We start from the raw sequence: 8361 nt of genomic DNA, 5'->3' as shown, positions 1-8361 counted from the left end.
AGGCTCGAATATGAGCTTCCAAGAATCCCCCGACTTTAGTCGCGGGGAGTGTCAATAATCAAATAATACTTGAATATTCCTCCAAAACTACGGGAGTAGTACTTTATTATAAATATCCAATCGGTGTTACTACATTAACAGGAGAAGGACCCGGAGTGTAGTGGTATGCCCGAAGTTTTTTGTCGAATTCTAAACAGAAATGTTGATGGCGGGTACTGCGCTTTTATATGTGAGCTACCGGATGGGGAAAAAAAGATTGTTTTCAATCCAGTCAGGGGAATATTTACTGGCTGCAGGTTCAGTAGCGAATTCTCACACAAAGTCCCACTTAATTCCTGGAAGATTAAAACACTAGAATCTTGGAAATCTGATAATACAGAAAAAAGTTTATTAAAAGATCAAATTGTAAAGTAAGCAAGTTTACTGGAAGCATTAATTTTAATATAATCCCAAGAAAATGGTTTTTGTTTTTTTATAACGTATTCTTTATATATTCTAATCCATTATTGGAAAATTTTGAAAAAAGTTGGTAAGAAAATTATTTTTGGACAAAATTGTGTATCAAAGTATTTCGAGAATATTATCTATTTTTATGTTGGGAAAAATTAATATCATAAGATCTGTATAATTATATTAGCCAACAACGACTTGAAAAAAATACTAAATTCACTCTGCTAGATAGTAGGTTTTATTGTAATAATCCTAAGAGCATCTCATAGGATTGCGATTCATGGACGGTTGACTGGAATCTTTAAGGGTGATGAAAGAATGAAAGCCGTTCAAGAAAATAAGATTAAAACAGAAACAATTTGGTATTCCTATTTATCTCTGATAACTGGTGGTAGTTCTACTTTTGCTTTGAATTATCTATCCATGTTTACTATTATTCATGAATTTCTCCACATCGTACCATTATTCATAGCGGGAGTACCATTTTTCATAAGCGAAATCTTTTGTACGAGTTCTTATGTTATTGGTCTTTTTAGAGGAGTTGCATGGTTGTCTTGCGTGTTTCCTTACCTAGTGGGTTATATAGTTACATTCACTCCTATGACTTACATGATTATTCGAAGAAAGCTTAGCTTGTTCTGGTTTGAATTTGTAACAGTTTCATTTGTGCTAACACTGCTGTGCCATGTAATTCATCTATGGGCAGAATTCCTAATTATACCAGTATAAAAAATATTAAAATCCTCCTTTTTTTAAAAAAATATTTTAAGAGTTTTTATTACCGGACAAATTGCATATTAAATGTTGTTTTTCGATTTAATGCTTCATTAAGCTATAAAAGGGTAACATTAAAAAATTCACAGCAGTAGATATTTTTACGGTTCTAAGGTGGGTTAAGTTTATAAATTTTCGATTAAAGATATTTAGAAATTTATGTTTTGGAGGTGGATACTTGAGTATTGTGAATGATATTGCTAGACCGAATGTCATCACTTGTAAAGTTACTGATGATGTTCCAACAGTTGCTAAAAAGATGGTGGACGCAGAGGTCGGGTCGATTTTTGTAGAGGATTTGAATGGGAAAATAATCGGTTTAATCACAGATGGTCAGGTTTTCAGACTCGTTGCGGATAGGGAGGATCCAAATAGGAAGACCGCTAGAGACATAATGGTTACGCCCATTCATAAAGTAGAAAAGGATGCATCCTTAAAAGAGGCTTGGGAAATTTTCCAAAAAACCGGTTATAAGAGATTAGCAGTAACAGACGGGGATAAAATAGTCGGTGTTCTGAGCCGCAAAATATTGCAGAGATTTATGCGCTACACCAGAGCAAAATTATTACTGAGATAATGAAAGAAATTTTTAATTACCTTAAAAATTGGGAGAATTTATTCCGAAATTATTTTTTAATCTAACCAGGTCTCTTATTTGATACCATAACAGTTGCATAGCCTTCAACCACAGTTTCTTCTCTCTGGTTTTTAATCTGCATATTGAACTTGACTATTCCACCATCATACTTCTGAACCGGTTTAGTTTCCGCCACTTCTAATTCAGTGTGAATAGTGTCATTTATTTTTACTGGGGCCTTGAACTTATAATCAGCTTCCAAAAAAGCTATGGCCGTCCCTGCCAGAAGCATACCAATAAATCCTGATTGCATAGAAATTGTTAGCATACCATGAGCTATTCTTCCCTGGAAGGGCAATTTTTTTGCAAATTCTTCGTTAGTGTGCAAAGGATTAAAATCACCCGACAATCCAGCAAAAATCGCTATATGAGCTTCGGTAACCGTTATAGAGGGGGATATTAATTTATCTCCTACCTTAAACTCCGGAAAAGTCTTACCATGATAACTCATATTAAGCCACCGAAAACCTAAAAGATTCCAAGTTTTACTTAAATCTTTCGGGAACAGGAGGTGATATTGGAATTTATTATACAAATACCATAAGTTTACCATAACTGTTTCTAGTACCAGTGATGCGTTTAATCCTGAATGAAAAATTTCCAAAAATTTCTCAGGATATAACTGAAAAAAAATACTATTAATGTCCTGAAAGACTTTCCCTATTTTTGATAAAAATGTTCAATTAGTCTATGATTTATTATATTTTGATTTTTCACTCTTCTGTTAATTGTGTATTTCCGCTTTTCCTCCCCTCTTCAAAGGGATTTTTTGGCACTAACCCTGCTTAAGTGTGGAATCCCCCGCAAAACAGGGGGTTAAACCCGTTGCCCTCCGCCAAAACCACCACGGAAATGTTAACACAAAAGAATATAAAAATCAGAATATTATAAAAGATAGACCCGTTGAAAATGTTTATGAATAAAATTTATATTTTATCGATGAAATGGAAGATTAGGTAAAAGCTGTACGTATCTTGGCGGCAGAGGTGGAGAAAAACACACTGTTTGAGGGAGAGAAAAGCTGCTAGGGTATTTCAATTTCTTATGATAATTCCATTTGGTATCCAAATTGCTCAAATAAGGAGGAAGACTATAGGGATATGGAAACTCTTAAAATAGGTTTCTTCTGCTGGGAATCTCTTTATTCAGTAAGAATTGGAGGGCTTGCCATGGCAGCTACCAATCTCGCTGAAAGTTTGGCGAAGGAACACGAGGTTCACTACTTTTCTCCTGGTTTAAAGACCCAGAAGAAGAGTACTGAAAAACAAGGTGTTTATTATCATAGATGCCACCCCTCTGGCCCAAACATAATTGAGTACTGCAAGAACATGAGCCTACAGATGGTTGAAGACTATTTAGCTGAGGAGAAGAATGGAGCTTTTGATGCTCTCCACTTCCATGACTGGCATCCCACTGAAGCACTACACCTACTTCAAGACAGACCAACTGTCCTAACTTTTCACTCTACAGAGTATGGGAGAAATGGTAACCAGTTTGGAGGCTGGTGGGAGTACAAAGAAATTTCTGGCAAGGAGTGGTATGCCGCCCTAATATGTAAAAAGATTACAACCATATCGCAGGCCTTAAGGAAAGAAGCCATGTGGCTTTACAATATTCCAGAATGGAAGATAAAAGTGGTTCCAAATGGTATAGAGCCTGAAAAATTCCACATGGATATTAACGCGGAAGAAGTGAAAAAAGACTACGTTGTAAACCCCGAGGAACCTCTGGTATTCTACATGGGCAGACTCGTTTATCAGAAAGGGCCAGACTTGTTGCTTCATGCAGCCCCAAAAATTCTAGAACGCCATCCGAATGCAAAATTCCTCTTTGCGGGAAACGGAGATATGCGCCCATTTCTTGAAGGATGGGCAAAAAGTTTCGACGGCCATGTAAGATTTCTGGGCTATCTACCTGACAAGGAGTTCGTAAGACTACTCAATGCCGTGGATTTAGTGGTTATTCCAAGTAGAAATGAGCCATTCGGCTTGGTTTTGCTAGAAGCGTGGAGTGCCAAAAAAGGTGTTGTGGCAACGGATGTTGGTGGACTCTCAGAAAATATTGATAACTTTGAGAACGGGGTTAAAGTTTATGTAACTCCGGAATCAATTGCCTGGGGGGCTAACTACTGTCTAAATGACCTTGAATCTACCAGGAACATGGGAAAAAAGGGATGGGAAAAACTGGGCAAATTCAGATGGGAAACCATTGCAAAAGAAATGGTAGGAGTTTACAGAAATGTATCGGATACCAGTGAAATTCACACAATTTAGTAGAAATATATTTTTTTCTTTCATTCATTATATGAGCAAAATCCTAATGGAATTCCACGCCTCCATCAATGTTAATTGCTTGACCTGTCATATAGTCTGAATCAGTTGATGCAAGAAAGGCCGCCAGTGGAGCAACATCATCTGCTGTTCCTAGCCTCCCCCTGAGAATTTCTGGGGATTTGAAAGTCTTCATGGATTCTCTCACCACCTCCTCGCTGTTAAGATAAATCGCAGTTACGTGGAAACCAGGACAAATAGCATTTACAGTTATATCGGGCGCTAATTCCTTCGCAAAAATTTGAGTTAATGCTATCACGCCGAATTTGCTCGCAGAATAAGCACCTATGTGGGCTATTGCAGTCTTACCAGCTATCGAAGCCGTGTTAATTATTTTCCCTTTTAATTCCCCAAACTTCTTCTCCTGTTCCAGCATCCTAATGGCAGCAAACTTTGAGCATAGCCATGTTCCCTTAAGGTTGGTGTTTATAACACGATCCCAGTCTTCCTCTGTTTGCTCAATGAGAATATATGGCATACCGCTAATGCCAGCGTTGTTCACAAGAATATCGAGTCTTCCCCACTCGGCGTATACTTTTTTAATCATTGCTTCTACTTCTGCTGATTTTCCCACATCGGCTTGTATAACCATGGCTCTTCTACCTATTTGTTCTATCATCTTAGCGGTCTCATTAGCGCCTTCCAAATTTATGTCGTTCACAATAATATCGGCTCCTTCCCTAGCGTACCGTACACTAATTGCCCTGCCAATGCCAGAACCGCTCCCGGTAACTAGTGCTATTCTACCACCCAATCTTTGTTCCGAAAACTCTTTCAAAAATATACCTCCTCTGTATTGTATATCAATAATTCCTAATCTGCTCTTAAAAATAGTTAGGTTTTATTGAATAATTGAGAAAAAGGAAGGATTTTTTCTTTTATGTTTCAAAAATTTCTTTTACTTTATTTTTGCTCAGGAGTAGATAGTCTCGATCTATGGCGAAGATTTCTAGGGTTATGGTTTTATTGTATCCTTTTTTCGCTAGTTCTTTGAGTGGTGTTTTGTAGTCGGTTCTACCCGCACCTAATGGAAGATGGTCGTCTCTTTCCCCAAAGTTGTCGCTGACGTGTATGTGGGCTACCCGATCGTAGAGTTCGTTGATGAACTCTTGGGGTTGATCTGACCCCCGGAGGCACGCATGGGAAATGTCAAATACGAGGGAGAGTCTGTCTGATCCTAGCTGGCTGAAAAGGTCTTCAAATTCCTTAACCTTTGTGAAGTGTTCAGAGGAGGGGAAGAATCCTGAAGGCAGGTTTTCAACGCCGAGAATCATATCATAGTCTTCTGCTTTTGCCAGTAGTTTATTCAGCGACTGAACAGTGTTCTGGAAGGCTTTCTCCTTGGATAGAAGAGGGAAGCGGAAGCCGGGATGCACCGTCAGGAGGCGTATTTCCAGCTCGTAAGCTACATTCATCGCCTTTATGGTTTCCTGAATAGAAGCTTCTCTTAGTCCCTCGTAAAAGTTGCAAATGTCCACAAAGGTTGGGGTATGACTCAGCCTTACCAGGTGATACGTTGAGAATGTATCTAGTAACTGCTTCTTCTTAGCTAGTATTTGCTCAGGGGTTGAAAGAGGATACTCAAAGACTAGTTCAAAGCCATCAAAACCGTTCTCGCCAGCAAATTTAACCTCCTCTAAGACATCCTTAAAGGGACTGTTCGTCATGCAAACTTTCACCTTCACATAAAACACCCCTTTATTACCATGGCGTTTCTACCAAGTTTCTTAATCATCTCGGCTATCTTATTAGCTCCTTTCAAATTTATTTCGTTCACAATAATATAGGCCCCTTCCTTAGCATACAGCACACTGATCGCTTTACCAATGCCTGAGTCACTCCTATTGACCAAGGCTTTTCTATCTTCTAATCTCTGTTCCAAAAGTTCCTTCAAAAAAATCCTCCATTACTTTCTTCGGCGATTCGAAAACTTGGCTGAAAATATTGCTACTTTCTTTTATAAAAATATTAGTCTAGTTTGTTCTAGAGCAATTACAAAAAAAGAGTGTAAGGGAAATATTAAGAATTTTGTTTTATTAACTCTAGGATATTACCTTTTTCATACATTACTTTTTTATTTTTGGAGCTCGGGAAGAATACTTTCAAAGTAATCTAGTGATTCTGGATTATTTAATGCGCCCCTGTTTAGGACTGGTTTGCCATGTATTATGTTTGAGATGGCTATTTCCACTTTTTTGCCGCTGAAGGTGTATGGAATATCTGGGGCTTCAAGGATTAAAGCAGGGCTATGCTGAGGTGAAGCTTTTTCACGCAGATTTTTTCTTATCTTGTTCTTTAAATCATCTGTCAACTTGTATCCTGGAGCGAGTTTTACAAAGAGTATAATGCGCTGATCTCCTTTCCAACTCTGACCTATGGCTACGCTATCAGCAACTTCTTCCATATCTTCCACCACATTGTATATATCAGCAGTGCCTATGCGTACACCAGAAGGCTTTAAAACGGCGTCTGAACGACCGTAGAAGGTTACTCCCCCAGTGTCGCTGTGAATCACTATGTAATCGCCATGCCTCCACACATTTTTATTCAGATAAAATTCAAAGTAAGCCGCTTTATACTTCTCATGATCGGTATCTTTAAAGAAATAAATTGGCATCGAGGGAGCAGGAGCTTCGCAAACAAGTTCTCCCTGTTGATCATATACCTCATTTCCGTTCTCATCGTACGCCTTCACCTTCATTCCTAAGGCCCGATACTGTAACTCACCAGCATATACCGGAATGGTGGGGCTTCCACAAGCAAAACAGCCGTTGATATCTGTGCCACCGGATATTGAATTGAAATGTAAGTCTTTTTTGACTTCTTTGTAAACCCACTCGAACCCTTCGGCCGAGAGCGCGGAACCAGTCTGGGATATTTCTCGTAGTGTTGATAAATCGTAGTCTTTTCCCGGCTTAATTCCCTGGCCTCGGAGATAGTTGATGTAACTTGCACTGCAACCGAAGATGGTGATTTTTTCATCTTGAATCATTTTCCACATGGCACCGGGATCGGGATAATTAGGATTACCATCAAATAATACTATGGTGGCTCCTGTTCCTAAAGAGCTTATCAGCCAGTTCCACATCATCCAACTGCAACTCGTTATGTACATGATAGTGTCTTCACGTTTTAGATCAGTATTTAGTATAAGCTCTTTTAAGTGATTGATGAGTACTCCAGCTGCTCCCTGAACCATGCACTTTGGTTTACCAGTTGTCCCAGAGGAAAACATTATGAACACCGGGTGATCGGCAGGCAATTGTTCAAATCGAATTTCCGACACTTTTTCAGGATATAGAAAGTCGTCCCAATACACAGATTTAGGAATATTACTAATGTTGGGTTTGTCTTCCACATATTTGGTTACAACCACCTTTTCCAGAGAGGGGATTCCTTCAGCCACTTCCTGAGCTTTACTTAAAATATTATGAGTAACGCCCTTGTAGAGGTGCCCATCAACTGTAAACAAAACCTTCGGTTCAATTTGACCCAGACGGTCCAGTGCCGCTTGTGTCCCAAGCTCAGCACCACAAGAAGCCCAAGTGGCACCAATACTGGTGGCAGCAAGCATTGCAATAGGTGTCTGTATCATATTGGGCATCAAAGCACCTATCCGGTCTCCGGGCTTGATCCCTAGCTCACGTAGCGATTTTGCCACACGGGCAACATTGTTGTATACTTCTTTATAGCTCATCTTGGCTGATTTCTGAGTTTCTCCTATAAATTTGAAAGCTAATTTGTCGTCTTTGTATCTTAGGAGGTTCTCAGCGAAATTCAATCTTGCACCTATAAACCATTTTGCACCGGGAAACTTGGTCAGGTCATCAACCACTTTATCATATCCGCGCGATGCTTTAATCTCCACGAAGTCCCATACGGCTGCCCAAAAATCAGGTATCTTTTCAACCGACCAATCAAATAGTTGAGCATAAGAATTGATTTCTAAACCATATTCTTTGTTGACAAAGTCGATGAATCGGGTCACATTTGCCTGTTTTAGAATTTCTTCAGAGGGTTCCCAGAGTAATTTTCCCATTACTCCACCACCTCTTTAAGTTGTTTGGACACGGAAATTTGTTTTTTTAAAAAATTGGTGTAAAATGCTTTATTAAACTTTACTATTTGAGCCTGAAATATCCGAAAAACGGACTTGGAATAACTTAAATA

Annotated in this window: 9 protein-coding genes; 4 read left to right on the top strand and 5 right to left on the bottom strand. The window is 38.9% G+C overall.

Annotation, left to right across the window (positions count from 1 at the left end; translation table 11 throughout):
• Nucleotides 1-165 precede the first annotated feature (165 nt).
• The 3 genes from ACUVXA_RS12445 to ACUVXA_RS12435 all read left to right on the top strand — a co-directional run bounded on the left by ACUVXA_RS12445 (nucleotide 166) and on the right by ACUVXA_RS12435 (nucleotide 1801).
• The gene (locus ACUVXA_RS12445) at nucleotides 166-414 is read left to right on the top strand and encodes a hypothetical protein (RefSeq protein ID WP_445871592.1); all 249 of its coding nucleotides are present in this window, start codon (nucleotides 166-168) and stop codon (nucleotides 412-414) included.
• Nucleotides 415-768: 354 nt separating this feature from the next.
• Nucleotides 769-1179, top strand: coding sequence for a hypothetical protein (locus ACUVXA_RS12440; protein ID WP_445871591.1), 411 nt, complete (start codon nucleotides 769-771; stop codon nucleotides 1177-1179).
• 232 nt (nucleotides 1180-1411) lie between these two features.
• Entirely contained in the window at nucleotides 1412-1801 is a 390-nt protein-coding gene (locus tag ACUVXA_RS12435) for a CBS domain-containing protein (protein WP_445871593.1), read from the top strand.
• A gap of 61 nt (nucleotides 1802-1862) precedes the next feature.
• Here the strand turns inward: ACUVXA_RS12435 and ACUVXA_RS12430 are convergent, their stop codons facing one another.
• Nucleotides 1863-2312 (bottom strand): MaoC family dehydratase, encoded by a 450-nt coding sequence (locus ACUVXA_RS12430; RefSeq protein ID WP_445871590.1) that lies wholly within the window; start codon nucleotides 2310-2312, stop codon nucleotides 1863-1865.
• A gap of 649 nt (nucleotides 2313-2961) precedes the next feature.
• On the opposite strand from ACUVXA_RS12430, the gene ACUVXA_RS12425 reads away from it, so the two are divergent.
• On the top strand, nucleotides 2962-4134 hold the full coding sequence (locus ACUVXA_RS12425; RefSeq protein WP_445871589.1) for a glycosyltransferase family 4 protein: 1173 nt from the start codon (nucleotides 2962-2964) through the stop codon (nucleotides 4132-4134).
• Between the two features lie 43 nt (nucleotides 4135-4177).
• Here the strand turns inward: ACUVXA_RS12425 and ACUVXA_RS12420 are convergent, their stop codons facing one another.
• The 4 genes from ACUVXA_RS12420 to ACUVXA_RS12405 form a co-directional block, all read right to left on the bottom strand.
• Entirely contained in the window at nucleotides 4178-4969 is a 792-nt protein-coding gene (locus ACUVXA_RS12420; RefSeq protein ID WP_445871588.1) for an SDR family NAD(P)-dependent oxidoreductase, read from the bottom strand.
• Nucleotides 4970-5069: 100 nt separating this feature from the next.
• The gene (locus ACUVXA_RS12415; RefSeq protein WP_445871587.1) at nucleotides 5070-5858 is read right to left on the bottom strand and encodes a sugar phosphate isomerase/epimerase family protein; all 789 of its coding nucleotides are present in this window, start codon (nucleotides 5856-5858) and stop codon (nucleotides 5070-5072) included.
• Nucleotides 5859-5872: 14 nt separating this feature from the next.
• Nucleotides 5873-6085, bottom strand: coding sequence for a hypothetical protein (locus ACUVXA_RS12410; RefSeq protein WP_445871586.1), 213 nt, complete (start codon nucleotides 6083-6085; stop codon nucleotides 5873-5875).
• A 180-nt stretch (nucleotides 6086-6265) separates the two neighbouring features.
• Nucleotides 6266-8230 carry an acetoacetate--CoA ligase gene (locus tag ACUVXA_RS12405; RefSeq protein ID WP_445871585.1) on the bottom strand — a complete coding sequence of 655 codons (1965 nt, stop codon included), beginning with the start codon at nucleotides 8228-8230 and terminating at the stop codon, nucleotides 6266-6268.
• Between the last annotated feature and the right edge of the window lie 131 nt (nucleotides 8231-8361).

This window comes from Candidatus Jordarchaeum sp., assembly GCF_052745115.1.
This window is presented reverse-complemented; position numbering and strand designations above follow the sequence as displayed.

What these genes read in the sequence shown, in the direction of transcription:
- ACUVXA_RS12440 (WP_445871591.1), top strand. Translation starts at nt 769, where the DNA reads ATGAAAGCCGTTCAAGAAAATAAGATTAAAACAGAAACAATTTGGTAT.
- ACUVXA_RS12430 (WP_445871590.1), bottom strand. Translation starts at nt 2,312, where the DNA reads ATGAGTTATCATGGTAAGACTTTTCCGGAGTTTAAGGTAGGAGATAAA.
- ACUVXA_RS12425 (WP_445871589.1), top strand. Translation starts at nt 2,962, where the DNA reads ATGGAAACTCTTAAAATAGGTTTCTTCTGCTGGGAATCTCTTTATTCA.
- ACUVXA_RS12445 (WP_445871592.1), top strand. Translation starts at nt 166, where the DNA reads ATGCCCGAAGTTTTTTGTCGAATTCTAAACAGAAATGTTGATGGCGGG.
- ACUVXA_RS12405 (WP_445871585.1), bottom strand. Translation starts at nt 8,230, where the DNA reads ATGGGAAAATTACTCTGGGAACCCTCTGAAGAAATTCTAAAACAGGCA.
- ACUVXA_RS12415 (WP_445871587.1), bottom strand. Translation starts at nt 5,858, where the DNA reads ATGACGAACAGTCCCTTTAAGGATGTCTTAGAGGAGGTTAAATTTGCT.